The sequence below is a fragment of the Streptomyces roseoverticillatus genome, from assembly GCF_000719265.1.
Lineage (GTDB): Bacteria > Actinomycetota > Actinomycetes > Streptomycetales > Streptomycetaceae > Streptomyces > Streptomyces roseoverticillatus.
Genome location: NZ_JOFL01000001.1, coordinates 252799 through 278798, shown reverse-complemented (window position 1 = coordinate 278798; position 26000 = coordinate 252799). Strand labels below are relative to the sequence as shown.

General features: G+C 74.2%; 20 protein-coding genes and 1 pseudogene. 12 read left to right on the top strand and 9 right to left on the bottom strand.

The features are described 5' to 3' along the window. Positions 1-52 precede the first annotated feature (52 nt). From IF61_RS0101265 to IF61_RS0101255, 3 genes are all read right to left on the bottom strand, one after another. The gene (locus IF61_RS0101265) at positions 53-523 is read right to left on the bottom strand and encodes a hypothetical protein (RefSeq protein WP_157848534.1); all 471 of its coding nucleotides are present in this window, start codon (positions 521-523) and stop codon (positions 53-55) included. Positions 524-855: 332 nt separating this feature from the next. Further along, positions 856-1989, bottom strand: a complete 1134-nt coding sequence (locus IF61_RS0101260) for an alpha/beta hydrolase (protein ID WP_030364267.1) — start codon at positions 1987-1989, stop codon at positions 856-858. Between the two features lie 89 nt (positions 1990-2078). Continuing rightward, positions 2079-3095: an SDR family oxidoreductase gene (locus tag IF61_RS0101255; RefSeq protein WP_043187340.1), complete on the bottom strand. Its 1017-nt coding sequence runs from the start codon at positions 3093-3095 to the stop codon at positions 2079-2081. 808 nt (positions 3096-3903) lie between these two features. Here IF61_RS0101255 and IF61_RS0101250 point away from each other — a divergent pair. The 8 genes from IF61_RS0101250 to IF61_RS0101215 all read left to right on the top strand — a co-directional run bounded on the left by IF61_RS0101250 (position 3904) and on the right by IF61_RS0101215 (position 13526). Further along, positions 3904-6081, top strand: a complete 2178-nt coding sequence (locus tag IF61_RS0101250; protein ID WP_030364265.1) for a hypothetical protein — start codon at positions 3904-3906, stop codon at positions 6079-6081. A gap of 67 nt (positions 6082-6148) precedes the next feature. Then, the gene (pelF, locus tag IF61_RS0101245) at positions 6149-7699 is read left to right on the top strand and encodes a GT4 family glycosyltransferase PelF (protein ID WP_078659890.1); all 1551 of its coding nucleotides are present in this window, start codon (positions 6149-6151) and stop codon (positions 7697-7699) included. After that, complete coding sequence (locus tag IF61_RS0101240) at positions 7696-9153, top strand: hypothetical protein (RefSeq protein ID WP_030364263.1); 1458 nt, start codon at positions 7696-7698, stop codon at positions 9151-9153. The genes pelF and IF61_RS0101240 overlap by 4 nt, the downstream gene beginning before the upstream one ends. An 89-nt stretch (positions 9154-9242) precedes the next feature. Beyond that, positions 9243-10244, top strand: a complete 1002-nt coding sequence (locus IF61_RS0101235) for an SDR family NAD(P)-dependent oxidoreductase (protein ID WP_030364262.1) — start codon at positions 9243-9245, stop codon at positions 10242-10244. A 59-nt stretch (positions 10245-10303) separates the two neighbouring features. Next, positions 10304-11017, top strand: coding sequence for a nucleotidyltransferase family protein (locus IF61_RS0101230; protein ID WP_030364261.1), 714 nt, complete (start codon positions 10304-10306; stop codon positions 11015-11017). A 9-nt stretch (positions 11018-11026) separates the two neighbouring features. Beyond that, a complete protein-coding gene (locus tag IF61_RS0101225; protein WP_030364260.1) occupies positions 11027-11926 on the top strand; it encodes an NAD-dependent epimerase/dehydratase family protein in 900 nt (299 codons plus the stop codon). Continuing rightward, entirely contained in the window at positions 11923-12663 is a 741-nt protein-coding gene (locus IF61_RS0101220) for a spherulation-specific family 4 protein (RefSeq protein WP_078659889.1), read from the top strand. The genes IF61_RS0101225 and IF61_RS0101220 overlap by 4 nt, the downstream gene beginning before the upstream one ends. Next, positions 12660-13526 (top strand): endo alpha-1,4 polygalactosaminidase, encoded by an 867-nt coding sequence (locus tag IF61_RS0101215; protein ID WP_030364258.1) that lies wholly within the window; start codon positions 12660-12662, stop codon positions 13524-13526. The genes IF61_RS0101220 and IF61_RS0101215 overlap by 4 nt, the downstream gene beginning before the upstream one ends. Before the next feature lie 5 nt (positions 13527-13531). Here the strand turns inward: IF61_RS0101215 and IF61_RS0101210 are convergent, their stop codons facing one another. Beyond that, entirely contained in the window at positions 13532-13951 is a 420-nt protein-coding gene (locus IF61_RS0101210) for a YchJ family protein (RefSeq protein ID WP_030364257.1), read from the bottom strand. A gap of 70 nt (positions 13952-14021) precedes the next feature. Next, positions 14022-15074 carry a YncE family protein gene (locus IF61_RS0101205; protein ID WP_107042946.1) on the bottom strand — a complete coding sequence of 351 codons (1053 nt, stop codon included), beginning with the start codon at positions 15072-15074 and terminating at the stop codon, positions 14022-14024. Positions 15075-15316: 242 nt separating this feature from the next. On the opposite strand from IF61_RS0101205, the gene IF61_RS33140 reads away from it, so the two are divergent. Then, complete coding sequence (locus IF61_RS33140; protein WP_052392301.1) at positions 15317-16072, top strand: polysaccharide deacetylase family protein; 756 nt, start codon at positions 15317-15319, stop codon at positions 16070-16072. A 99-nt stretch (positions 16073-16171) separates the two neighbouring features. Beyond that, complete coding sequence (locus IF61_RS37385) at positions 16172-18523, top strand: FUSC family protein (protein WP_052392300.1); 2352 nt, start codon at positions 16172-16174, stop codon at positions 18521-18523. 25 nt (positions 18524-18548) lie between these two features. Here the strand turns inward: IF61_RS37385 and IF61_RS37380 are convergent. Both IF61_RS37380 and IF61_RS37375 read right to left on the bottom strand, forming a co-directional pair. Next, a pseudogene (locus IF61_RS37380) lies at positions 18549-18929 on the bottom strand (universal stress protein); the annotation flags it as partial. 47 nt (positions 18930-18976) lie between these two features. Then, entirely contained in the window at positions 18977-20521 is a 1545-nt protein-coding gene (locus tag IF61_RS37375) for an FAD/NAD(P)-binding protein (RefSeq protein WP_211264825.1), read from the bottom strand. Positions 20522-20639: 118 nt separating this feature from the next. Here IF61_RS37375 and IF61_RS0101180 point away from each other — a divergent pair, with 118 nt between their 5' ends. After that, positions 20640-22175, top strand: a complete 1536-nt coding sequence (locus IF61_RS0101180) for an MFS transporter (protein WP_245684354.1) — start codon at positions 20640-20642, stop codon at positions 22173-22175. Positions 22176-22197: 22 nt separating this feature from the next. Here IF61_RS0101180 and IF61_RS0101175 read toward each other — a convergent pair whose 3' ends face one another. After that, the gene (locus tag IF61_RS0101175) at positions 22198-23025 is read right to left on the bottom strand and encodes an MmyB family transcriptional regulator (RefSeq protein ID WP_030364250.1); all 828 of its coding nucleotides are present in this window, start codon (positions 23023-23025) and stop codon (positions 22198-22200) included. 287 nt (positions 23026-23312) lie between these two features. Here IF61_RS0101175 and IF61_RS0101170 point away from each other — a divergent pair, with 287 nt between their 5' ends. Further along, on the top strand, positions 23313-24545 hold the full coding sequence (locus tag IF61_RS0101170; protein ID WP_078659886.1) for a sodium:proton exchanger: 1233 nt from the start codon (positions 23313-23315) through the stop codon (positions 24543-24545). A gap of 115 nt (positions 24546-24660) precedes the next feature. On the opposite strand, the gene IF61_RS0101165 is transcribed toward IF61_RS0101170, so the two are convergent. Then, positions 24661-25743: a carboxylate-amine ligase gene (locus tag IF61_RS0101165; protein WP_030364248.1), complete on the bottom strand. Its 1083-nt coding sequence runs from the start codon at positions 25741-25743 to the stop codon at positions 24661-24663. Positions 25744-26000 lie beyond the last annotated feature (257 nt).

The window sequence follows — 26000 nt, the reverse complement described above, 5'->3', positions numbered from 1 at the left end:
CCGAAGGGGGTACGGGGCAACGGCCCTGTACCCCCTCCCGTCCGGCGGTTCCTCAGGCGCGGCGGCGCTTGAGGGCCTTCCGGATGAAGTGGATCGCCAGGGCGATCAGCGCGATGATGAAGATCACGACCAGGATCAGCACGATGATCAGGAAGATGCCGAGCTTCTTGAAGAAGCCCTTTTTCTTCTTCTTGTCCTTGTCCTTCTTCGGCTTCTTCGCCGCCGTCGTCACGTGGTCCTTCGCGGACCGGTGGTGGCCGTGCGAGGCCTGGAGCGCGTTCGCGGCACCCGACTGCGCGGTGCCCGCCGCCGTGCTCACCTCGGCCTGACGCTCGGCCACGGCCGTCACGACGGCCGGGCGGGCCTGCTCCGTGCCCTGGGCGGAGGCCGGGGAGACCAGCAGGGAGGCGCCCAGCGCGAGCGCCGCGACGACGGCCGCCCGGCGGGCCCGCTGCCACCGCCGCCGTACGACGGGTGCCGCCGCACCTGCCTGCCGCTCGTCGTCCATCAGCTCAGCGTTCATTGACGCCCCCATCGGTGTTCCAGGTGATCTTGTGCAGAGGTGCGTTCCGGTGACGACGGGCCGCAGGGCCCGGCCTCCGGAACGCGGCCCCCATTATCTGCACACCGACAAGTCGCCGAGCAGGGCGCACGGAAGCTCTGGGACGGAACTGGAACGTTCTGATCCTTAGGTGTGGTCACTTTCCTCCAGTACGCGGCCTTCATCTCTGTGGCCAGCGAGCATCGCTGTGACCAGCGGGGCAAGAGCGCCGAATGCGACAGGGGTGGCGCTGATCCGGACACTTGGGATCCATCGGGCCCGCTCGCGCCGTACGCCCGCGGCGGACGGCGGCGCTACTGGCCGCCGTTGCGGTCCGCCAGTGCCCTGAGCTCCTTGTCCAGCCACTTGAGCACCACCGGGTACTCCTCGCGCCACGTCTGGAAGTTGTGCCCGCCCTCGTCCCGGACCAGCTTGTCGGCCTTGAGCGGGGGCCTGGCCTTCTGTGCGAACTTCAGGCTGGGCTCGTAGTCGTCCTCGTTCTTGCTGGTGGCCAGGAGCAGCGACACCGGCGGCGGGGGCATGTGCTCCAGCCGCCACGTCAGGTCGTTCTCGTTCTTGTACGCCTTGCTGCCGGCGTACAGGTCGCCGGTCCTGCCGTCCTGCCGGGCGAAGTAGTCGGCGGACAGGCCGGCGGCCGCGCCGTAGCGCGTGGGGTTGGTCATCGCGAGCTTCAACGCGCAGTAGCCGCCGGTGGAGTTGCCGACGGCGCCCCAGCTGCCCGGGGCGCCGGAGGCGCGGTAGACGTCGGTCACGGCCAGCGGCAGGTCCTGGTTGAAGAAGGCGAGCGCCTGCGGACCGCCGGGCACGTCCGTGCAGTTGGTGTCGCGGTCGGCGACCACCGAGGGCCGGACCAGTACGTAGATCGTCGGCCGGATCTCCTTCTTCATGATGGCGGAGGAGGCGGTCTGCGGGACCTTGAGCTGGGTGATGAGGTTCTTGGAGACCCCCGGCTGGCCGGTGATCACCACCACGACCGGGAACTTCTCCTTCTCGTGCTCCTTCTGGAAGTACTCCGGCGGCAGGTAGGCGTAGCCGTCCATGCTCAGCCCGGTCACCGGGCCGCGGATCTCGATGCGGTCCACCTGCCCGGCCTTCTCGCGGGTGCCCTTGAGGCCGATGGACTCCTGTCCCTTCACGGCGAGCGCGGGCGGCCGCTTGCCGCCGTCCGTGCCCGGCTGCATGGCCTGTCTGCTCGACGTGCGGCCCAGGAGTTCGTTCCAGGTGGAGTAGAAGCCGAACTCCTTGTTCGCGGCGACGAGCAGGACCGCCAGGATGCTCACCTGCGTCAGGACGAGCAGGCCGACGCGCCCGGCCAGCGCGAGCGGCCCCTTCCGCGCGGCGCGCGGCCACTGCCACAGGACGAGCACGCACACCGCGACGGCGATGAGCACGAGGACGAGCTGGAACGTCGGGGACGTCAGGCCCACGGGCAGTCACTCCTCTTGGAGGGCGGTCTCCAGGAGAGAGGGGAGTCGGAGCGGTCGGGGTTGAGCCATGTAACCCTTATTTCAGTTTTTCACTTTATATTGACATTGGTGTCCGTGCTCGCAGAGCGGCAGAGCAGCTCCGCCTCGCGCTCCGGGTCCAGCCCGAGCGGCGGCCTGTCCGGCCGCTGCGGCGCCCGGCCGCCGATCCGCCCCAGCCACGCCCAGGTGTCCGCCACGGTCCCGGCCGCGGGCCGGCAGCGCAGCCCCGCCGCGACGGCCTTGGAAGAGTCCCCCATGTGCAGTACGTCGTAGAGCTCGCCCGGCGGCACCCACACCGGCAGGTCGGTCCACGGCTCGACGCCCGCGGCGAGGATCCGCTCGGGGGCGGTCCAGCGCAGCTCGGCGTCCGAGCCGGTCACCCGGACGCACGCCTCCAGCAGCTCGCCCATGGTGGTGTGGCCGGGCGGGCTCACCAGGTTGTACGGTCCGCCGAGCCCCGCTCCGAGCGCGTCCAGGGTCCATTCGGCGAGGTCGCGCACGTCGATGAACTGCAGTCCGAGGTCGCGCGGGCCGGGGGCCAGGACGGGCCCGCCGCGGGCGATCCGGCCCAGCCACCACGGCAGCCGGCCCAGGTTCTCGCCGGGGCCGAGGATCAGCCCGGCCCGCACCAGTAGCGCCCGGTCGCCGAAGGACGCGAGAGCGGCCAGCTCGCCGCCGCGCTTGTCCTGCGCGTACTCCACCTCCCCGGCGTCCGGTGAACCGTCGACGACGGGCCAGTCCTCGTCGTGCCCGGCGGGTGAGGGGTAGCGGTAGACGGAGCCGCTGGAGACGTAGGCGTACCGCCCGGTGCGTCCGGCGAGCAGCCGCGCCGCGTCCCGCACGGCCGATGGTGCCCACGACCAGGTGTCGACGACGGCATCCCACTCGCCGCGGCCGAGCGCGCGCAGGCCGTCCGGCGCGGTGCGGTCGCCGTGCAGGGCCGCCGCCCCCTCCGGCGGGGCGTGCCGCCCCCGGTGGAAGACCGTCACCTGCCAGCCGCGGGCCAGTGCCTCCTCGGCGACGGCCCGGCCTGCGAACTCCGTGCCGCCCAGTATCAAGAGCCTCATGCCTCCACCCTGCCTCTTGCACCCCGGCCCGGGGAAGAAGGGGAGGCCGCCGGGAGGGGGAAACCGGGAGGGGGAAAACGGAGGAGAGATCGCCAAGCGGAAGGAGGGTAACCTTACTTAGAGGGCGAGGAGTTGCTTCCGGTTGCCTCCGGGTCCTGCGGGCCCTCCTGCGCCACGAGATCAGCAGCGGCGGGAGCCGGGGGATGTAGACGCTGATCGGGCGATAAAGGCGAAAAGTCGGACGGCCTTCATCAGGCCGATCTCGGCGCGGTCCGCCGCTCCCGGGACCCCTGGGGCGCCGGGGAGCGCACGCCGGGGAGCCTGCGGCGCGCGACCATGTTCCCACAGGTCACCGCCGCACGGGCAACCGCGCACGAGCGAACCGCCCGTCCCGTGCGAGATGATCGCGAGGCGGTCAATTCCGGCCACCGGCCGAAGGGTTCACCCCGCTCCTGGGCCAGTGAGCCAGCGAGACCTCCGGGCATGGCGCACTATATGCCTGGGCGGTCGAGAGACTGTTGAGAGACGCAAGTGCCTCTCGATGCCGTGGCATCCGTGTGCCCGGCGCCCGCGCTACGCCGTGCGGTCCGGCTCCGGCCGTGCGGCTCGGTCACGGGCATCGGTGTCCGGGGCCGTGGGGGGATCCGGCAGGCGGTCGGGTGGGGAGGCACGACCGCCGGGGGGCCGTGCCAATGGGGATCAAGTGGGGATCGATTCGATGTGCGGGCCGCGCCGTCGGCGCTGCGCGCACGTGTCTTTGGACCGGAGGGCCGCGTCGTGCGCGCCGCCGTCCTGGGGGGAGAATCCTATGGGTCGTCCGACCCGTCTTGCCGCGGTGCTGTCCGCGGCCGCTCTGCTCGCCGTCGCCGCTCCGGCCGGCGGCGCCCAAGCCGCCGGCCCGGCGCCGAGGATCGACCTGCAGGTCCTCGTCGTGGACGACGGCGGGCCCGCCACGGAGGCGCTGCGCGCCGAGCTCGACGGCGCCGGCACGCCGTACACCAAGGTGGACCTGACCAGCAGCAACCGGCAGCGCATCGACGAGGCGTTCCTCAGCGACACCGTCGACGGCAGACCCCGCGCCAGATTCCAGGGCGTCGTGCTGCCGAACGAGAACCCCTTCGGCGCGGACTCGCCGGAGATGGCCGCCCTCGCCACGTACGAGAAGCGCTTCGGCATACGTCAGGTCGACGCCTACACGTACGCGAGCCCCAAGGTCGGGCTCAACAGCCCCCAGGACGGGGGAGGGTACAGCGGTCCCATGGACGGCAAGACCGCACAGGTGACCGCGGGCGGCGCCACGGGCCCCTTCGGCTACCTCAAGAAAAACGTTCCCTTCGAGGACAACGACGCCTCCGTCAACGAGAGCTACGGTTACCTTGCCGCGCCCCTCGCGCAGCAGGAGCCGGGCGCCGCCTACACCAGCTACCTCGACGCGCCCGTCCCCGGCAGCACCGCGCGCGGCTCGCTGATCGGCCAGTACACCCACGACGGCCGCAGCGAACTGGTCGTCACCTTCATCGCCAACCAGTACCAGAGCCAGTTCCGGCTGGTCTCCCGCGGCATCGTGGAGTGGCTGACCCAGGGCGTCCACCTGGGCGCCTCCCGCAACTACTTCGGCGTGCACGCCGACGACGTCTTCGCCTCCGACGACCGCTGGGACACCAAGCGCAAGTGCACCCCCGGCGACGTCGACTGCCCCGGCAACCCCAGCCCCGACAGCCCGCCGATCCGGATGACGGCGGCCGACGCCCAGTACGCCAAGCAGTGGTCGCAGAGCCACAACCTCCCGCTCGACCTGGCCTACAACGGGGTGGGCAGCGAGGAGTTCAAGGCGGAGCACGGCGGGACGTACGACCCGCTGCTCGACCAGCTGCGCACCGACCAGAAGTCCTTCCGCTGGATCAACCACACCTACACCCACGCCTTCCTGGGCTGCGTGCAGAACACCACCGTCGTCCCCTGGAAGTGCGCCACCGACCTCTTCGGCAACGTGCGCTGGGTCAGCCGCGCGACCATCGGCGGCGAGATCGGCAACAACCTGAACTGGGCGGCGCGCCAGGGCCTCGGCCTCGACAAGGACGAGCTGGTGACCGGCGAGCACTCCGGCCTGAAGACCACGCCCCAGCAGCCCCAGGACAACCCCGAACTCGCCCCGTCCCTCACCCAGTACGGCGTCGGCTGGATCGCCAGCGACAACTCGCGCGAGCCCGGGCAGCGCCAGGCCGGCCCCGCGCTCACCGTGCCGCGCTACCCGATGAACGTCTACTACAACGTCGGCAAGGCCACCGAGCAGACCGACGAGTACAACTGGCTGTACACGAAGAAGGCCGACGGCGGCAGCGGCATCTGCGAGAACTCCTCCACGACCACCTGCCTGAAGGCCCCGCTGGACGTCAAGACCGGTTTCTCGTCGTACATCGTGCCCCTGGAATCCCGCATCGCCATGGGCCACGTCCTGGCCAACGACCCGCGGCCGCACTTCATGCACCAGTCCAACCTCGCCGAGGAGCGCATCGGCTACAAGGTCCTGGAGAAGGTCCTCGGCGACTACTCCGGCCTCTACGCCGACAACACCCCGCTGGTCAACCTCCGCATGCGCGACATCGGCGGCGAGATGAGCAAGCGGGCCGCCTGGAGCGCCGCGCTCGCCGCCGGCAAGGTCACCGCCTACCGCATCGGCAGCGCCGTCACCGTCACCGCACCCGCCGGCACGCAGATCACCGCCACCCTGCCCGGCGGCACCGTCCGCAACGACACCAACACCGTCTTCGGCGACGCCTACGCCGGCCTGCGCTCCGGCTGGGCCGCCCCCGCCGCCGGCCAGACCCGGCTCGACCTCACCCTGCCCGCAAGCGCCACCCCGGCCGCCCGTGCGCTGACCTCCGCCACCGCGCGCGTACAGCCCCCGGCCCGCACCGCACTCCCGGTGCCCGAGGGCGTCACCGGCCGCGTTCCGTACGGCCCCGGGGACGCCACCCGGCGCTGACCCGGCCCGCCATCACTCCGTGCCGCACCACCCCATGCACCGCCGACACTGGAGAGAACCGAGTTCTATGCACGGACCGCCTGCCGAAACGGCATCCGACACTCCCTCGGTGACGCTGCTCACCGAAGGAACGTACCCGCACAGCCATGGCGGAGTGAGCGTGTGGTGCGACCAGCTCGTCCAGGGCATGCCCGACGTCGAATTCCGGGTGATAGCGGTGACAGGCACCGGCCGCGAACCGCTCGCCTGGGAACTGCCGCGCCACGTCAGGGAGGTGGAGAGCCATCCCCTGTGGGGACCGCCGCCCCCCGGGCGCGCACCGCGCGGCCGGGGCCTGCGCTCCTTCCTCACCGCCTACGAACAGTTCCTGCTGTCCCTCCTGGACCCCGGCCAGGAACAGCACTTCGCCCGCACCTTCTACCGCCTGGCCGACCACGCCGCCTCCGGCACCCTCTCGGCCGCCCTGCGCGGGGAGGCCGCGGCCCGCACCCTCGTCCGCGTCTGGAACCGCCCGCACCTGCACACCGCCGCCGCCCGCCCCACCCTGCACGACGCGCTGCTCGCCACCGACCTGCTGGAGCACGCGCTGCGCCCGCTCGCGGCGACCCCGCCGGCCGAAGGCGTCACCCACGCCGTCAGCGGAGGGCTGGCCACGCTGCCCGGCCTGCTCGCCCACCACCGGCACGGCACCCCCTTCCTCCTCACCGAGCACGGCATCTACCTCCGCGAGCGCTACCTGAGCTTCCGCGCCGAGCCCTACCGGTGGCCCGTCAAGGCCCTCATGCTGGGCCTGTTCCGGCTGCTCGCCGCCGAGAGCTACCGGCGCGCCTCCCTGGTCACCCCCGGCAACCGCTACAACCGGCGCTGGGAGGAGCACGGCGGCACCCCGCCGGACCGCATCCGCACCGTCTACAACGGAGTCGACCCGGCGGCGTTCCCGCCCGCCGGGCCCGAGCCGGAGCACCCGACGCTCAGCTGGGCCGGGCGCGTCGACCCCATCAAGGGCCTGGAGACGCTGATCCGCGCCTTCGCCCTCGTCCGCGAGGAGATACCCGAGGCCCGCCTGCGGCTCTTCGGCGGTACCCCGCGCGGCGGCGAGGGCTACCGCACCGCCTGCGAGAAGCTCGCCGCCGAGCTCGGCGTCGGCGAGGCCGTCGTCTTCGAGGGACGCGTCGACGACATCCGCGACGCCTACGCCGCCGGCAACGTGGTGATGCTCTCCAGCATCAGCGAAGGATTCCCCTTCACCCTCATCGAGGCCATGTCGTGCGGCCGGGCCACCGTCTCCACGGACGTCGGCGGCGTCAGCGAAGCCGTCGGCGACACCGGCCTCGTCGTACCGCCCCGTGACCCCGAGGCCATGGCCCGGGCCGCCCTGAAACTCCTGCACGACCCCGCGCTGCGCGCCGGCATGGGGGAGCGGGCCCGCCTCCGGGTGATCGAGCAGTTCACCCTCCGGCAGACCATCGACGCCTTCCGCGACATCTACCACGACCTCGCCGGCACCCGCCGGCCCGAACCCTTCGAGCGTCCCCGGCGCACACCGGCCCGGCCCGCCCGGGCCGCCGCGGACGCCGAGAGACCCGTCATGGCCATGGCCGCGGGCGGTGCGGGATGAGCGGCTTACTGCGCCTCGTGCCCGACGAGCCCGAGCCCGCCCACGACCTGGCGGCCGCACCGGCAGCGGTGCGGTCCCGGCCGCGGCCCCGCTGGGCGGCCGACCCCGTCGACGCGCTCGCCGAAGAACTGGCCGAGGTGTGCGCCGCGGCCGTCCACCCCGACGAGATCGCGGCCGTCCTGGAGGCCGACGGCCTCACGGGCGAGCAGATCACCGAACGCTACGGCCGCGCCGACGCCTTCGAGCTCGCCGCGGAGCTGTACGCACGCGTCCCCCGCAGCCACCCCGAGCCCGGGCCCCGCCCGGACCCCTGGAGGGTGAGCCCGGGCCGGTTCGTCCTGCGGGCCCTGGTCTTCACCCTGCCCGGCTTCGGCTACTCGCTGGCCGCACCCCTCATGGCCGGCGGCCGCGACGGCTACGGCCTGCCGCAGGGCACCGCCGGGCTCGTCCTCTCCGCCCTCGTGGCCTGGGCGTGGAACCAGGCCCTCGCCCACCGCGCCTACCTGCGGCTGGCGACGGGCGGCCGCACCGCGGCGGCCCGCTGCCTGCAGTGGGGCGCCCCGCTCGGCGCCCTCCTGGCCGCGGGGGCGGCCGCGGCCCTGCCCGGCCTGGCCGGGGTCACCGCCTTCGCGGCGGGCCAGGCGCTCTACCTCGCCGCGGCCACGGTGCTGCTGGTCCTCGGCCGGGAGCGGCTGCTCCTCCTCACGCTGGCGCCCACCGCCGCCGGGGGAGCGGCGCTCCTCGTCGTCCAGCCGCCCGAAGCCGTCCGCACCGGCCTGCTCCTCGCCACCGCGGGCGGCGTGCTCGGCACGGCCGCGTACGAGATCCTGCGCGCCCGCCGGGAGGGCGAACCACCCGAACAGCCCGCCCTGTCGCCGCTCGCCTCCGTCCCGTACGGCCTGTTCGGCCTGGGCTGCGGCGTGCTGACGACCATCGCCGCCCTCGGCGACGTCCTGCGCCGCACTCCCGGCGCGACCACCGCCGGAGCCGCCGTCATCGCGCTCACCCTCAGCATGGGCGTCGCGGAATGGCTGCTCTACCGCTGCCGCGGTACCGCCCTCGCGGCCCTCGCCCGCTCCACCACCACCGCCGGGCTGAAATTCGGCGCGGCCCGCATCCTGGCCCTGTGCGTCGCCGTCTATCTCGCGGCGCTCGCGGTGCTCGGCCTGGCCACCGGCGCCCTGTGGCCCGACGGCCCGCCGGTCACCGCCGCCCGCACGGCCGCCCTGCTCGCCCTCGGCGCCGTCCTGTGGACCGGACTGCTCCTCCAGGCCTTCGGCGTCGCCTGGACCCCGGCCCTGCTCTGCCTCGGCGCGGCCGGCGCCGAAGCGGCCGCGCTCGCCCTGCGGCTGTCCGCACCCGTCGCCACCCAGCTCGCCGTCTGCACGGCGGCGGCAGCGTGCCTGCTCGCCGCCGCCACCGCCCTGCTCAGCCGGATCACCACGCACCGCTGACGCACCGTCCGCTCCGACCGCTGCTCTCGGCACGTCCCCGCTCCGCCGCGGCACCCGCCGCGTTCCGCCCACGCAAGGGAGACACCGTCATGTCCGCACCCGCACCCGTCGCCGTCACCGGCGCGGAAGGATTCATCGGCTCGCACCTGGTGGAAGCGCTCGTCGCCGCCGGCCACCGGGTCCGCGCGATGGTGCAGTACAACTCCTTCTCCTCCTACGGGTGGCTGGAGACCGTCCCCGACGAGGTGATGGACAACGTGGACGTCGTCCTCGGCGACGTGCGCGACCCCGGCTCCGTCCAGGGCCTCGTCGCCGGCACGGAGGCCGTCTACCACCTGGCCGCCCTCATCGCGATCCCCTACTCGTACCGCGCGCCGCACAGCTACGTGGAGACCAACGTCACCGGCACCCTCAACGTGCTCGAAGCCGTGCGCCACCTCGGCATCCCGCGCCTGGTCCACACCTCCACCAGCGAGACCTACGGCACCGCGCAGACCGTGCCCATCAGCGAGGACCACCCCATCAACACCCAGTCGCCGTACGCCGCCTCCAAGGCCGGCGGCGACCGCCTCGCCGACAGCTACCACGCCAGCTTCGAGCTCCCCGTCGTCACCCTGCGCCCCTTCAACACCTTCGGGCCGCGCCAGTCCATGCGGGCCGTCATCCCCACCGTCATCGGCCAGGTGGCCGCCGGGGAGCGCACCATCACCCTCGGCGACCTGCGACCCACCCGTGACTTCAGCTACGTGAAGGACACCGTCGCCGCCTTCCTCGCCGTCGGCACCGCACCCGCCGCCGACGTCGTCGGACGCACCTTCAACGCCGGTACCGGCGAGGAGATCTCGGTCGGCGACCTCGTCACCCTCATCGGCAAGATCATGGACACCGAGCTGGAGGTCCGCGCCGACGAGGAGCGCATCCGGCCCGCCGCCTCCGAGGTCATGCGCCTGGTCTGCGACGCGACCCGGCTGCGCACCGCCACCGGCTGGGCCCCCGCCCACACCCTGGAGGAGGGCCTCGCCCGCACGGTCGCCTTCTTCCGCGACCCGCTGAACCTCGCACGGTACAAGGCCGGCATCTACAACGTCTGACGCGGCGGCACCGCTCGCCGCCCGTCCCGGCGTCACCCACGCAGAGAGGAACAGCACCCATGCATGTCGTCATTCTCGCCGGAGGCAAAGGCGTCCGGCTGCGCCCCTACACCACCGCCCTGCCCAAGCCGCTGGTCCCCATCGGAGAGGAGCACGCGATCCTGGAGATCGTGATGCGCCAGCTCGTCAACGCGGGCTTCACCAGCTGCACCCTCGCCATCGGCCACCTCGGCCACATCATCCGCGCTTACGTCGGCGACGGCTCCCAGTGGGGCATACGCGTCGACTACGCCACCGAGGAGAGCCCCCTGGGCACCATGGGCCCCCTCCTCACCATGCTCGACCGGCTGCCCGAGCACTTCCTCGCCATGAACGGCGACATCCTCACCGACCTGGACTTCGGCGATGTGTACCGTACGCACGTGGCATCCGGAGCCCCGCTGACCATCGCGACCTACGCCCGCCAGGTGAGCATCGACTTCGGCGTGCTGACCACCGACTCCGGCAGAGTCGTCGGCTTCGCGGAGAAACCCAGAATGGACTACCGCGTCTCCATGGGCGTCTACGGCGTCTCGCGCGCCGCCCTCGCCCGCTACACCCCCGGCCTCCCGCTGGGCTTCGACGAACTGGTGCTGGACATGCTGCAGGCACAGACCCCGCCCCACGCGTACGAGTTCGACGGCTACTGGCTCGACATCGGCCGGCCCGACGACTACGACCGCGCCAACCGGGAGTTCTCCCTGCACCGCGACATGCTGATCAAGGGAGTGTGAACGGCAGGCATGCGCATCCTCGTCCTGGGCGGCACCGGCTTTCTGGGCCGGCACGCCGCCGAGCGCCTGCGCGCCCTCCCGGGCGCGCAGGTGCTCCACGCCGGGCGGTCCCCCCGCGCGGACCTCCCCGCCGACCTGGCCCGCGGGGACACCGTGCGGCTCGCCTCCGCGCTGCGCAAGGCCGCGCCCCACGCCGTCGTCAACTGCGCGGGCGCGGTGGGCGGCAGCGCGGTGGACCTCACCGGCGTCAACGCCCTGGGCCCCGCGGCCCTGTGCGCGGCGCTCGCCGAGGCCGCACCGAAGGCCCGCCTCGTCCACCTGGGCTCCGCCGCCGAGTACGGGCCGGCCGACCGTCCCCTCACGGAGACCGACGCCGCCCGCCCCGCCGGCCTCTACGGTGCCGCCAAGCTGGCCGGCACCCTCGCCGTCACCGGCTCGGGCCTCGACGCCACCGTCCTGCGGGTGTTCAACCCCGTCGGGCCCGGCGCGCCCGCCGCCTCGCTGCCCGGCCGCCTCGCCGGGCTGCTCCGCGAGGCCGGGCGGGACGGCCGGGTCCGCGTCGGCGACCTCTCCGCCCACCGCGACTTCGTCGACGCCCGCGACGTGGCCGACGCCGTCGCGCTCGCCGTCACCGCGCCCGGGTCGCTGCCGCCCGTGCTCAACATCGCCGGCGGCACGGCCCGCCCCGTCCGGGCCGTCGCCGAGGCCCTGATCGCCGCGGCGGGGTTCCGCGGCCGGCTCGACGAGGACGGCGCCGGCTCCTCCCGTTCCGCCGCCGTCCCCTGGCAGGAGGCCGACGTCACCCTGGCCCGCGGGGCGCTGGACTGGTCGCCGCGCCGCTCCCTCGCCACCTCCCTCGCCGACCTCTGGGCCGAGGTCGCTGACCGTCCCGAGGAGCGCGCACGATGACCCCGCCGGGGCCGCCGCCGGGCGGGCGGCTGCTCGTTCCGCTCTACGTCCACCCCGCGGTCGACCCCGCGGCGTGGGCCGCCCTGGCCGAGGCCGCGCCCCGGCTCCGCGGCGTCGTCCTCAACGCCGCGGACGGACCCGGGCAGCGGCCCGACCCCGCCTTCCACGCCGCCGCGGAGCGCCTGCGCGGCGCGGGCGTCCCGCTGCTCGGCTACGTCGACACCGGCTACGGCCGCCGCGCGCCGCGCGCCGTCGTCGGCGACATCCGCCGCCACCGCCGCTGGTACGGCGTCGACGGCGTCTTCCTCGACCAGGTCCCGGCGCACGCCGCGCCGCTGCCCCACTACCGCCGGCTCGTCCTGCTCGCCAAGGCGCTCGGCGCGGGGACGGCCGTCCTCAACCCCGGCACCCACCCCGACCCCGGCTACGCCCGCATCGCCGACCTCCTCGTCACCTTCGAGGGCACGTGGGAGGCCTACCGGCAGGCCGCGGTCCCGCCGTGGACCGCGGACCACCCGCCGTCCCGCTTCTGCCACCTCGTCTACGCCGTCCCGCCCGGCGGTGCGGCCGAGGTGGCCCGCACCGCGGAGAGCCGCGGCGCCGCGGCCCACTGCGCGGTCCCGGGGGAGGGCGCGAATCCGTGGCGCTCGGGGCCGTGGCCGGACGGCTGCCCGTCCGGAGCGGCCGCGTCCGCGCTGCGCGCCGCCGCGCCCTCGCTGCAGCGGAGGGCGCTGTGAACCGGCGGCAGCGGCCGTACGCCGCCCTGGTCGCGCTGCTCCTGCTCGCCGCTGCGGCCGGTTGCTCGGCCACGGAGGCCGGCGACGGGCCGGACGACGACGGCGAGGGCGGGCCCACCGCCCCGGCGGCGTCGGGAGAAGCCCGCCGGGCCGGCGGGCCGCACTGGCAGCCGCGCCCCGGTCTGCGCTGGCAGTGGCAGCTCGACGGCAAGGTCGACACGTCCGTGGGCGTTCCCGTCTACGACATCGACGGCTTCGAGAACTCCGCCCGTACGGTAAAGGAGCTGCACGACCGTGGCGCCAAGGTGATCTGCTACGTCAACGCCGGGGCGTGGGAGGACTTCCGCACCGACCAGAAGGCGTTCCCCAAGCGGCTGCTGGGGGAGCGGAACAAGGGCTGGAAGGGCGAGAGGTGGCTGGACATTCGCCGCCTGGACGAGCTCCGGCCGATCATGGCGGCGCGCTTCGAGATGTGCCGTGAGAAGGGGTTCGACGCCGTCGAGCCGGACCTGACGGAGGGATACCGCAACAAGACCGGTTTCCCGCTGTCCGGTGAGGACCAGCTCGCGTTCAACCGGATGCTGGCCCGGCTCGCCCACGACCGCGGCATGGCCGTGGGCCTGAAGAACGACCTCGACCAGGTCCCCGCCCTCGTGGGCGACTTCGACTTCGCGGTGAACGAGCAGTGCGCCGAGTTCGAGGAGTGCGAGAAGCTGACGCCGTTCGTCAAGAACGGCAAGGCGGTCTTCCACGTGGAGTACGAGCTGGAGCCGAAGGAGTTCTGCGCGACGGCGCAGAAGCTCGGTCTCAGCTCCATGCGCAAGAAGCTCGGACTGGACGCGTGGCGGGAGCCGTGCCGCTGAGCGGCTCAGACCTCGGCCACGTACACCCACCGGCCGTCCTCGCGGACGAAGCGGCTGTTCTCGGCTTGAGAGTCCGCGTGGCCGTGGGCCGTGTAGTGGGCGCGGAACTCGACCGTGCCCTCCTGGTGGAAGGGCGTGCCGTCCGTCGTGCCGAGGATCTCCAGCCGGGTCCACCGCATGCCGGGGTCGAACTCCAGGCTACCGGGCCGGGTGGTGGAGTGCCAGGTGCGCAGCAGGTAGGCGGCGTCCTGGACGGCGAAGGCGCTGTAGCGCGAGCGCATCAGCCGTTCGGCGGTCGAGGCGGTCCGCCGGCCGTCGTGCAGGGCGCCGCAGCAGTCGCCGTAGGCGGCGTCGAGCCCGCAGGGGCAGGGGGAGGCGCCGGTGACGGCCGGCCGGGGTGCGTGGTGTCTGGTTTTTCCGCTCACCCCACGATTGTGCCCGTTCCCCGGTCCGGCCCCGGCCGCCACCCCTGCGGGCGGCCGCGGCCGGCGGCCTTCAGGGCGTGGTTCGGCCGGCGGCGGGGATGTAGGCGAGTCCGTGTGCGCCCGCCTCCCCCTCCCGGGCGACCTCCAGGGTGGTGATCACGGCCATTCGCTCCAGGTCGACGACGGTCACCGTGCTGGACACGACGCCCGCGACGTAGCCCGTCCGGCCGTCCGGCGACGAGGTGATGGTCAGGGGGAACCGGCCCACGGGCACCTGTCCCACGACCTCGTGGGAGCCGGGCGCGAAGACGGTGAGCACTCCGTCCGCCTGGGCGCCCAGCGAGCCGCCCTCGCCCGGCTCCATGCGGAGCTCGCCGGCGAGGACCAGGCCGGAGGCCGTGGTGTGGACGGGGAAGACCACGCCCTCGGTGGGCAGCACGCGCACGACCTCGCCGGTCGCGGCCTCGATCACCCGGATGCCGGGCCGGGCGGAGGGGGCGGGACGGAAGTCGCCCTTGGGGCCGGCGACGTAGACGTACGTTCCGTCGGGGGAGACGTCCAGGCCTTCGCTGCCGGGGACCGGCACGCGTCCTGCGAATTCCTCCCGCTCCAGGTCCAGGACGGAGACGAACCCCGCCTCCTTGTTGGCTGACCAGCCGCGGCGGCCGTCCGGGGAGATTGCGAACCAGTGCGGGCCGTCGGCCATCACCGGGATCCGCCCGATGCGCCGGCGGGTGTCCGCGTCGAGGATCACGACGCCGCCCGTGGTGTCGTCGGTGGACTCGACGCTGACGTACAGCCGGGAGCGCTCCCGGTCGAGGGCGAGGCCGTGGGGCCCGTGGTCGGGTCCGAGGTCGACGGTGTCGACGACCTTCCGGGTGTCGGCGTCGATGACGGTGAGCTGCCGGGCGCGGCCCTGGTGGTCGTGGTAGTAGCCGGAGACGTAGGTGGTCGCGCAGTACAGCAGTTTCCGGTCCGGGTCGAAGCACAACTCGTGGGGCTGCGCGGGCACTTCGAGCACGTCGAGCCGCTCGTACGTGGTGGCGTCGAAGAAGGTGACGGTCGGGCCGGTCTGGCTCACGACGGCCAGCAGGCCGCCGCGGGAATCCGTGGTGGTGTTCATGGACCGCATCCTCGGCCGCCCTTCCCGGGGCGTTCCAATGCCGTACGGGCAAGGATGCCTTGCCCTGCGCGCATTCGTGCTGCTCGTGGGCGCCGCGGGCGGTTGGCGCCGTGGCAGGGGTCACACCGCCGGCGGCCCGGGTGGTCCCTCCGTGTGACTCCGTAGGCGGCGCACTGCTGGCGGCGGTGCGCGGGCGCCGGAATCATCTGAACCCCCAGCCGTGCCCCCGGGAGGAGTCCCCCGTGCTCGCCACGTCCCCCGTGCTCCACACGCTCCGCGTACGGCCGCCCCTCGTCGCGGCCCTCGCCTCACTGCTCCTGACGCTGTGCCCGCTGCCCGCCTCCGCGTCCGCCGCGCCCCCCGCCCCCGCGGCCCCCCGCGACTACGACCGGACGAGATGCGGCAACGACTCCGGCCGGGTGCTGCTCACGTTCGACGACTGGTCCTACGACCGCGTCGAGCGGGCCGCGGAGGTGGGCGCGTACCTGCGGGGCCGGGGGATCCGCGCGGCGTTCTTCCTCATCAACGAGCAGGCCTCGCAGCACCCGGAGGTCGCCAGGACCCTGCGCCGCCAGGGGCACTGGGTCGGCAACCACACCTGGTCCCACCCGCACCTGACGGGCCTGTCCGAGGAGGCCGCCCGCAAGGAGATCGGCGAGGGCGTCAAGAGCTCGCTGTTCCGGCCCCCGTACGGGGACTACGGCCCCCGCGAGGTGCGGATCGCCGCGTCGCTGGGCGCCCGCGTGTGCACCTGGACGGTCGACACCCTCGACTGGGAGGGCGGGGACGGCCGCCTCCCCGACGTGGCCACGCTCCGCGCGAGGGTCCGCAACGCCCCCGCGGCGGACAAGCGCGGCGGTGTGATCCTCGGACACCTGTTCAGCAGCTTCCCGGACGCCGTGCCGGGCATCGTCGACGACCTGCGGGCCCAGGGCTACTCCCTGTGCCGCAACACCGGCCGCACCACGCCGGTGATCAAGGACCCGCTGCGGTGCTGACCGGTCCGCCGCGCGACGGGGTGTCGCCTTGAAGCTGACGGGACTTCACTTAATGTGAGGAAACACTATGATCAGCGCAATTGGCACGAAGGTGCCCCGGTGGGCGCGGGCGTGAGCACGCCCGTCCACAGGCTCCTGCGGCACGAGGGCGTGCCGCAGGCGGCCCGCCGCGCCCTGTGGGTGGTGGCGGCCGGCTGCCCGGGCTTCTACCTCTTCCGGTACGTCACCGGTGACTCCGTCATGGCCCTGTACGCGATGTTCGGGGCGCTGCCCCTGGCCATGTTCTGCCGCGTGCCCGGTCCCGCGCCGCAGCGGACCCGCACCCTGCTCGCCGCCCTGCCCGTCGGCTGGGTCCTCGTCACCGCCGGCACCCTGCTCGCCGTCAGCCCCTGGGCCGCGGCCGCGGGCATGTTCGCCGTCGGCTTCGCCATCTCCTTCTGCGGGGTCGGCGGCCCGCGCCTGACCGGCCTCGCCATGGCCTTCCAGCTCTTCTACGTGCTGCCCTGCTTCCCTCCGTACGAGCCCGGAACCCTGGGCTCCCGGCTCGCCGGCCTGACCGCCGGCATCCTCCTGACCGTCCTGGCCGAGCGGTTCCTGCTGCCCGAGCCCGACCCCGTCCCCTACCGGGCCGTCCTCGCCGGGGCGGCCGCGGCCGTCGCCGACTACACCAGCGCCACCGCCTACCACCTGGAGGCCGGCGGCGGCGCCCTGGCCGAGCGGGAGGCGGCCGACCGCGCGCTCGCCGCCGCCCGCCTGTCCCGCGTGCCCGTCACCGAGCGCCCCGCCTCGCCCTCCGCGCACGACCGGGCCCTCAACCACACCCGCGCGGCCGTCCGCCACGTGCGCGACCAGCTCGACCGCCTCGCCGACTGCCCCGGCCCCCTCCCCGCCGACCCCGCCGCCGTCACCCTGCTCCGGCACACCGAGCTCTCCCTGCGGTCCGTCGCCGGCGCGTTGCGCACCGGCACCGCCGACGCCCACACCGACCCGCTGCCCGCGGCCCTCGCCGCCTTCGACGCCGCCCGCGCCGCCGGGCTGCGGGGCACGGCCACCGAGCGGCTCCGTCAGGACGCCGTCGCCCGGGCGGCCGCCGAAGGCACCCGGCTGGCCACCGAGGCCGCCGGCATCGCCCTCGGCAACGGGCCCCCCGCCGGCCACGGCCCGCCGGCCGGGGACGCCGGTCGCCCCGCGCGGCCCGGCACGGACGTCTTCGCGTACGCCACCACGCCGCCGTACCGGCTGTGGTGGCGTCGCCTGCGCGTCCACCTGACGCCGCACTCGGTCCACCTGCAGAACGCCCTGCGCCTGGCCGCCGCGCTCGCCTGCGCCCGGCTGGTCGTCGGCGCCCTCGACCTCTCCCACGGCTTCTGGGTGCTGCTCGCCACCCTCAGCCTCATGCGCACCTCGGCGGCCGACACCCGGGCGGCCCTGCGCCCCGCCCTGACCGGCACGGTCGCCGGTGCGGCCGCCGCCGCCCTCCTGCTGTACGCCGTCGGGGACCGGCCCCTCGTCTACGCCGTCGCGCTGCCCTTCGTCATGTTCACCGGCTTCACGGCGGGCCCCCCGCTCGGGCCCGCCTGGATGCAGGCCGCCTTCACGCTCGTCGTCGTCTTCGTCTTCGCCCAGTTCTCCACGGCCGACTGGCGGCTGTCCGAGGCGCGGATCCTCGACGTCCTCGTCGGCAGCGCCATCGGCGTCGCCGCCGGCCTGCTGGCCTGGCCGCGCGGGGGCCGGGGCGAACTGGGGCGCGACATGGCCGACTTCCTCGCCGAGTGCGCCGTGGCCTGCCGCGCCGTGACCGCGCTGCTGGGCGACGACCGGTTCCAGCGCGAGCGCTCCCAGGGCGATCCGCTGCAGCCCGCGCGCCGCGCCATGCACCTCGCCGAGGCCTCCTTCGCCCAGTACTTGACGGAGCGCATGCACCGCGTCCGGCCCGAGCAGCACTGGGAGGCCGCCCTGGCCACCGGCCGCGCCGTCGTGCACGGCGCCGAGCTCCTGCTGATGACCCACCAGGACGGCCTGCGCGAGCCCCTCCCGCCGGGCCCGGCCGCCGCGCTGACCGGCCTCGCGGGGCAGGTGGCGCAGGAGGTGCTGCGGGCGGCGGACTCCGTGCGCAGCGGCGGGCCGCGCGAGCCCCGCACGACCGTCTCCCGTTACCCGGCGGAGGAGTCCGGCCCGCTGCGCCGCGCCACCGAGGGGCAGGCGGGCGTCAGCGACGCCCACGTGATGCTCATCGTCGACACCGAGGCGTGGCTCACCGGCGTGGCCCACGACGCGGTGCGGACGCGGGCGGCTCCGGCCCGGAGGGACGTGCCGGCCACACGTCGAGCAGACCCGCCGGAATCGTGGCCGGCGGCCGGGCCGGGGGCCGCGGACGGCGCGTGGCACCTTCCTCCGGTGCCTCCCCGGCACGGGGGTGGACGACCAGGACCGGGCACCGGGCGTGCCTGAGGCAGTGGCGGCTGACCGAGCCGTGCACCAGCCGGTGGACCGGGCCGTGGCTGCCCGCCCCCATCACCAGCATGTCGGTGTCCCGCGCGGCGCACGCCACCAGCGCCGGCCCGGCGTCCGCCCGCACCACGCGGGGGCGCATCCGCAGGCGCCGCGCGTCCTCGCCCAGAGCTCTGCGGCAGGCTCGTGACAGCTTGTCCCGGGCCGCTCGCTCCCAGTGGGCGCAGACGTCGGGCGGCGCCGGCTGCACGGCGTCGGCGGCCTCGCCGCCCGGGGGCTGCCAGGCGATCACGGGGCAGAGCACGGCGCCGTGGTGCGCCGCTTCCTGCGCGGCCTGCCTGAGGGCGGCCAGACTGCCCGCTGAGCCGTCCACTCCGACGACGACGCGCGTCACGTTCTCCGGCATGGGCCCGGTCCTTTCCCTCGGGGGTCCTTATCGCTCCTCGGCCCACGCTAGGAAAGGCAGTCCCCGGACGGCATCGGCCGTATGACCGAAATGACGGAAAAGGCGGGATCGGGGGCGGGCTCCGCCAGCCGGTCCGCGACCTGCCGGGCCTGGCGGACCACGTTCCGCAGGTGGTTCGCGAAGGGGATGCGGACGTGCGTGCCGACCCCCACCACCCACACGCGCTGGGGCGCCGCCCCCGGCCCGCTCCGTACCCGCAGGTCCGCCTCCAGGCGGCCGACAGCCGTGCCCCCGGCGGGCGCGCCGTCCAGGTGGAGGGCGGTCCGCTCCCGGTCCCAGTGCAGGACCGGCTGCTCGAAACCCGTCGCGTTGACGACGTAGTCGTACGTCTCCGGCGCGGCCCCCGGGCGCTCCACCCGCCACAGGCCGTCCTCGAAGGAGGCGGCCCGCGGATAAGGGCGGGCCAGGCGCAGCGCCCCCGAGTCGAAGTGCGCGAGCAGCCGCCGGGCGTTCACGCGGGCCAGCGCGGTCGCGTACCGGTCGGTCAGCCAGGCGAACTCCGCCGACAGCTCCTCCAGCCGGCCCGCGGGCAGCTCCGGGGCCAGCTCGATGACCTGCTCGATCAGGGGGACGATCACGTCCGGCCAGGCACAGGCGCCCGCCTCGGCCAGGGCGGTCTCCTCGCGCAGCCGCTGCACGGGGTCGGAGGCGCGGGAGACCTGCCGGCGCAGCGGGCGCCGATCGTGCAGCCGCACCGCCTCCACGACGCACCGCACCAGGCGGTCCTCCAGGTACGGGTCCGCCGGGTCGAGGCGGGAGATGCGCTCCAGCGGCGGGTACGCGTGCGGCGGCGCGGCGAGGGACTCGCGCACGGCGGGCAGCTTCCCCGACGGCGAGGAGAGGGTGGCGCGGTGTCCGTCGCGGCACAGCAGGAGCGCCGCGTCGGTCGCCGACTGGTGGCTGCCGAGGACCAGCACCCGGGAGCGCGGGCGCAGGCGCTGCCGGATCCGGCTCGCCGGGTAGGGACTGTCGAGGTAGCGCGGGTGGTGCCGGAACTCCGCGAAGCCGCGCGGAACGCGGGGGCGCTGCACGCCGGTGCAGACGACCACGTCGTCGGCGTACAGCTCCTCGCCCGTGCTCAGCCGCACCTGGTGGCCGCCGCGGCCGTCCGCCGCCGTGCCGATGCTCTCCGCCGAGGCCCGTACGTGCTCCACGGCGATGCCGGCCCGTGCGGCCTGTTCCCGCGCCCGGTCCGCGCGGTCCGCGCAGTATTCGGCCATGCGGGCGCGGGGGACGCAGTCCTTCGCGGAGCCCGTCCAGCCGTGCGCGCGCAGGTGGTCGACGAAGTCGCCGGGCCGGTCGGCGAGGAGCGAGTTGAGCTCGGCGGCGGAGTTGCACAGCAGCAGTGGGTCCTCGTCCCCGAAGGCGAGCCCCCAGCCTGCCGGGCGGGGATCCACGATGCGGACGGCCCGCACGGGGTGCGGCGGGCGGCGGCCGGCGAGCGTGCGGACCAGCTGCAGCAGCAGGCTGGTCCCGGCGACCCCGCCGCCGATGACGACGACCTCCCGGCCGGTGTCACCCTTCACATCCACCGCCCTTCCCCCGGCTCTCTCTCCCGGGCCCGTAGGGCACACTGCCCAGCCGGCCGGCCCGCGGAACCCGCCCGGCCTTCCGGATGCGGGCCGCCCACCCGGCGGTTACGTTCCGGCTGTGGACCGTCCCTCCCCCGAAGGCCCTCCTGAGCAGGCGCAGGCCGATCCCGCGCGCTGGGCGATGCTCGCCGTCCTGTGCGCGAGCCTGCTGCTCGTGGCCATGGACGCCACCATCCTGAACGTGGCCCTGCCCTCGCTCATCAAGGAGATGCGGCCCGACGCCCTCGAACAGCTGTGGATCATCGACATCTACGGGCTGGTCCTCGGCGGCCTGCTCGTCACCGCGGGCGCGGTCGGCGACCGGTTCGGCCGGAAACTGCTGTTCACCACCGGGTTCACGGTCTTCGGCGCGGCCTCGGTGCTCGCCGCCACGGCCGGCCTCACCGAGAGCGTCCTGCAGCTGATCGCCGGACGCGTCCTGCTCGCCATCGGCGGGGCCATGGTGATGCCGTCCACCCTGTCCCTGATCCGCACCATCTTCCCCGACCCCCACGAGCGCACCCTCGCCATCGGGATCTGGGCCGCCGTCGCCGGTGCGGGCGCCGCGATCGGCCCCCTCGTCGGCGGCCTGCTGGTGAACGCCTTCTCCTGGTCGGCGGCGTTCTGGGTCAACGTGCCCGTCGTGCTGGCCACCGTCGTGGCGGCCGTCCTCCTGCTGCCCGAGTACCGCAGCCCCTCCCACCACGACCTCGACCTCGTCGCCGCCCTGCTCTCCGTCGCCGGAGTGGTCCTCACCGCCTGGGGCATCAAGCACCTGGCCGGCGGCTTCCGGCCGGTGGACCTCGCCGCCCTGCTCGTCGGCCTCGCGGCCCTGACCTGGTTCGTCCGCCGCCAGCTGCAGTCCGCCGACCCGCTGCTGGACGTCCGCCTCTTCGCGAGCCGCCCCTTCCTGGCCGCGGCCCTCGCCACCCTCATCGCCATGATGGGCATCGGCGCCGCCCTCTACCTGATCTCGCTGTGGCTGCAGTACGTCCGCGGCCACGATGCCCTCGCCGCCGGCGTGCGCACCCTTCCGGTGGCCCTCGCCCTGCTCGCGTCCTCGCTGCTGACGCCGTGGATGCTGCGCCGCACGGGCGTCCGCACGGTCCTGACGGCGGGTCTGGGCGCCCTGCTGTGCGGCTTCGTCCTCCTCGCCGCCGCGCCCCAGCCGCTGGGCTACGGCGTCGTCGCCGTCGCCCTCGTCACCTTCGGCATCGGCGACGGCATGGCGATCACCGCCGCCGCGGCCGTCATGGTCGCCGCCGTCCGCCCCGAACGCGCAGGCCAGGCCGGTGCCGTCTCCGAGAGCGCCTACGAGCTGGGCATCGGCTTCGGCGTCGCCCTCCTCGGCAGCATCCACACCACCCTCTTCCGCTCCGGCATGCCCGCCGGCCTCCCGCCGGCCGCGCGCGAATCGGTGGGCGGCGCCGACCAGGCGGCCCGCGCCCTCGGCCCCGCCACGAGGGAGGGCCGCGCCCTGCTCGCCGCGGCGAGAGGGGCCTTCGACGACGCCCTGCGGACCACGTCGCTGGTGTCGGCGGTCATCGTGGCGGCGGCCGTGGCCCTGGCCGCGTTCCTCGTACCGAAGGGCTTCCGCGCGGACTCGGCGCACTGAACGCCGGGCGGCGCGGCGCGGGTCAGCGCGCGTACAGCATCGGGCGGCCGGCCGTGGGACCGCTGTGCTCGCCCGGCCGGAAGATCAGGACCATCAGGCGGGCCCGCGGCGAGGCCAGGGGCTGGGCGCCGCACAGGGAGACCCAGCCCGGGCCCTTCAGTGCGTGGTGCAGGGGGCGCTCGTCACCGTCCGGGTGGACGTACGCGCGGCCGCCCGCCTCGTAGAGCGGGCCGACGACCGGGTCGGCGAGGATGTCGGCCTCCAGCGCGGCGAGGGTCTCGTCGTGGGGGAGGGCGGCCACGGCGGCGCGCACCTGGGGCAGGATCATCGGGACCCAGTGGTCGCGCCAGCCGGTCAGCACGGAGCGGGCCCCGGGGTCGAGGGCCATCCAGCGCATGGTGTTCCCGGGAACCTCGCCCCGCGGGAACATCTCGGCGAACGCCTCGTTGTGGGCGAGCACCCGCCAGGACTGGTCGTTGATGTACGCCATGTGGGATATGCCGTCGATGACGTCCTGCCAGGCCCGGGGGACCTCCGTCCCCGAGCGGGGGTGCAGCGGGTGGGGCGGGTCGCGGTGCACCGCGTACAGCCACAGCGACGTCCACTCGTGCTCGCTGAAGCGGAACAGGCGGGCGACGTCCCGCAGGAGGTCCTCGGGCGGGTTGGGCCAGGAGCCCGTCTCCAGCCGGTTGTACGTGCCCTGGGTGCGGTGCAGCAGCTGGTCGACCTGGCTCTGGCTGAGCCCGGGGGCGCGCCTGCCCTGGCGGAAAGGACGGAGGAGGCCGTGGTCTTCCGGTGCGACGAGCGCCCGGCGTTCGCGGAGCAGGGCCCGCAACGCTTCCTTGTCCACGCTGTTCTGTCCTCTGTCCGGGCCGGTCCATTACCAGACCGGAAATTCCTGCGGAAGGCGTTTTTCCGGGCCAGTTTTTCCCAGGAAAAGTACGCCGCAGAAATGATCGCACCCCCGGTGCATGATCGGACCGTGGGCCGGTTGTCACGGGGGTGCAGCCGGCCTGCCGTTTTCCTGGGCCGAACGGGCGGGAGTGGCCGCCGCTCCGGGCCGTTCGCGCCGTACGGGCCGTTCCTGCTGGTAGATCGGCAGGAACGGGCAGTACGGACACGATGCTCAGGAGCGGTATGCGCGAGTCGGCGGCCCCGCCTTCCCTTCCGGTGAGCACGGCGCGGATCGCCGTGGCCTGTGCCGGGGCCGCGCCCGCGGTCGTGGTGCGGCTGAGCGGCGCCGGGCTTTCGCCCGGCCCGGCCGTCGCCGTCTTCGGGCTCGGTGTGCTGAGCGCGGCGCTGCTGCTGATGTGGGCCGCGGAGACGGCCCGCGCGGACATGGCCGGGGCGCTCGCGCTCGCCCTGCTGGCCTTCATCGCGGTGCTGCCCGAGTACGCCGTCGACCTCTACTTCGCCTACGCGGCCGGATCCGATCCCTCCTACGCCGCGTACGCGGCGGCCAACATGACCGGCGCCAACCGGCTGCTGGTGGGCGTCGGCTGGCCGCTCGTCGCGCTCGCCGCCGCGCTGTCCCGGCGCCGCCGGGGCGCCGCCCCGGGACCGGTCGTCCTGGAGCCGCACCGCCGGATCGACGTCGCCTTCCTCGCCGTGGCCGCCGTCTTCGCCTTCGTCATGCCGCTCACCCGGGAGATCGGCTGGTACGTACCGGTCGTGCTCGTCCCCTGGTACGGCTACTACCTCTACCGGATCGGGAAGTGCAGCTCGGGCGAGATGGAGGATCTCGTCGGCGTTCCGGCCCGGCTCGCCGAGCTGCCCCGGACCGGCCGGCGCGCCACCACGGCCGTGCTGTTCGCCGGCGCCGCGGCGGTCGTCTTCGCCTGTGCCGAGCCGTTCGCGAACGGCCTGGTGGAGGCGGGTGCCTCGCTCGGCATCGACCGCTTCGTCCTGGTGCAGTGGCTCGCCCCGCTCGCCTCGGAGGCGCCGGAGCTGATCGTCGCCGTGGTCTTCGCGTGGCGCGCGCGGGCCGGCGACGGGCTCGGCGCGCTGCTGTCCAGCAAGGTCAACCAGTGGACGCTGCTGGTCGGCTGCCTGCCCCTCGCCCACGCGCTCGGCGGCGGAGGGGCGGCCCTGCCGCTGGTGACCCGTCAGGTCGACGAGGTAGCCCTGACGGCCGCGCAGACCGTCCTGGCCGTCGTCGTCCTGCTGGACCTGCGCTTCGCGCACTGGCAGGCGGCCACTCTGTTCGTCCTGTTCGCGGTGCAGTTCGCGCTGCCCGGCGAGTACGCCCGGGAGGTGCTCACCTACGTCTACCTGGGCCTGGCGGCCCTCCTGCTGACGACGCGGGTGCGGTACCTCCCGGCCGCCGGACGGGCCCTGGGCGGGCGGATCGAGGGCGATCCGCACTTCTGAACTCCCGGCGAGGGGCGCCGCCCTGCCGGGGCATACGGCTCACGGCGCCGGGAGCGGCCTGCGGCTTACGGCGGGCCCGGTCCCGGCCCGCGGCTCACGGTCGCCCGGCCGCGCCCTACGGCTCCGAGATCAGCTCCGTCACCGCTTTGAGCCCGTCCGTCGCCAGCGCCCGGCGCTGCCGGTCCGCCCCGGTGCCCCGGCGCAGCAGCCGGTGCACCAGCGAGGTCACCTGCCGGGTGTCGCCCGCCTCCTCCAGGGACTGCCCTATGTGGACGAGGAGGGAGCGGACGACCTCGTCCGCGCCCCGGCGCCGGCCGGCGGGGTCCACGAGGACACCGTCGAGCCCGTGCCGGGCGGCGTGCCAGTTCGCGGCGGCGAGCAGCTCCGGCAGGCAGAGCACCGGGGGCCGCCCGGCCTTCTCGTCGCGGATGGCGGTGGCGACCAGCCCGCGGACGATGCCGGCGAACATGACGGCGTCGTCGGCCCGCAACTGCACGTCCAGGCAGCGCACTTCGACCGTGGGATAGCGGTCCGAGAGCCGTGCCGTCCAGTACAGCTGGCCCCGGTCCGCGATCGCCCCGGCCGTCAGCAGCGCCTCGATGCGCTCCTCGTAGTCCGCGAGGCCGTGGAAGTACGGGGGCGGGCCGCTGACCGGCCAGCGGCTGTAGACCACCGTCCGCCAGCTGGAGAAGCCGGTGTCCTGGCCGTTCCACAGCGGGGAGTTGCCCGCCATGGCGACGAGGACGGGCAGCCAGGGCCGCACCCGGTTGAGGACCGCGACGCCCGTCTCGCGGTCGGGGATGGCGACGTGGACGTGCATCCCGTGGACGAACTGCTCGTCCACGAGCTGGGCGGCACGCGTCCGCATCGCCAGATAGCGCGGATTGCCGGTGACCGGGATGGGCTCGGGGCCCGAGCACGGTGCCGTACCGCAGGCGGCGATCCGGCAGCCGGACCGCTTGGCGGCGGAGCTCAACGCGTGGCGCAGCCGCAGCAGGTGCCGGCCGGCCTCGGCGAGATCGGAGCAGACCGGAGTGGCAACTTCCACCTGGGCCTGCAACAGCTCCGCCTGAATCTCCCGCTCATTCACGACCGGATCCAGGTCGACCGCCGCCCGGACCTCATCGGCCAGGGGAACCGGCAGTGCGGTGGCCGGGTCGAGCAGAAGATACTCCTCCTCGATCCCTAGGGTGAGCATGCCGTAGGGCTACCCTCAGGCCCTCGCGGCGAACCGCACGGAGCCTGCCACTCCGGCTTTCTGACGCAAAGACGCCCTGCCGCGCCCCCGCTCACCTCGCCTTCCGGGCCTTGCCGGGGTGACTCGAATCAGTTCTTCAACTGCCTTTTGATAAACGGGATTTCCCGTCACTCGTGATGCCGGGTAACACCCCGGTTCCACGGGCCGACGCGAAGTGAAGAAGTTCACAGAAGCACCTTTCGGCTCCGAATTCCGGC

What these genes read in the sequence shown, in the direction of transcription:
- IF61_RS0101265 (WP_157848534.1), bottom strand. Translation starts at nt 523, where the DNA reads ATGAACGCTGAGCTGATGGACGACGAGCGGCAGGCAGGTGCGGCGGCA.
- IF61_RS0101255 (WP_043187340.1), bottom strand. Translation starts at nt 3,095, where the DNA reads ATGAGGCTCTTGATACTGGGCGGCACGGAGTTCGCAGGCCGGGCCGTC.
- IF61_RS0101250 (WP_030364265.1), top strand. Translation starts at nt 3,904, where the DNA reads ATGGGTCGTCCGACCCGTCTTGCCGCGGTGCTGTCCGCGGCCGCTCTG.
- pelF (WP_078659890.1), top strand. Translation starts at nt 6,149, where the DNA reads ATGCACGGACCGCCTGCCGAAACGGCATCCGACACTCCCTCGGTGACG.
- IF61_RS0101240 (WP_030364263.1), top strand. Translation starts at nt 7,696, where the DNA reads ATGAGCGGCTTACTGCGCCTCGTGCCCGACGAGCCCGAGCCCGCCCAC.
- IF61_RS0101235 (WP_030364262.1), top strand. Translation starts at nt 9,243, where the DNA reads ATGTCCGCACCCGCACCCGTCGCCGTCACCGGCGCGGAAGGATTCATC.
- IF61_RS0101230 (WP_030364261.1), top strand. Translation starts at nt 10,304, where the DNA reads ATGCATGTCGTCATTCTCGCCGGAGGCAAAGGCGTCCGGCTGCGCCCC.
- IF61_RS0101225 (WP_030364260.1), top strand. Translation starts at nt 11,027, where the DNA reads ATGCGCATCCTCGTCCTGGGCGGCACCGGCTTTCTGGGCCGGCACGCC.
- IF61_RS0101220 (WP_078659889.1), top strand. Translation starts at nt 11,923, where the DNA reads ATGACCCCGCCGGGGCCGCCGCCGGGCGGGCGGCTGCTCGTTCCGCTC.
- IF61_RS0101205 (WP_107042946.1), bottom strand. Translation starts at nt 15,074, where the DNA reads ATGAACACCACCACGGATTCCCGCGGCGGCCTGCTGGCCGTCGTGAGC.
- IF61_RS0101170 (WP_078659886.1), top strand. Translation starts at nt 23,313, where the DNA reads ATGCGCGAGTCGGCGGCCCCGCCTTCCCTTCCGGTGAGCACGGCGCGG.
- IF61_RS0101165 (WP_030364248.1), bottom strand. Translation starts at nt 25,743, where the DNA reads ATGCTCACCCTAGGGATCGAGGAGGAGTATCTTCTGCTCGACCCGGCC.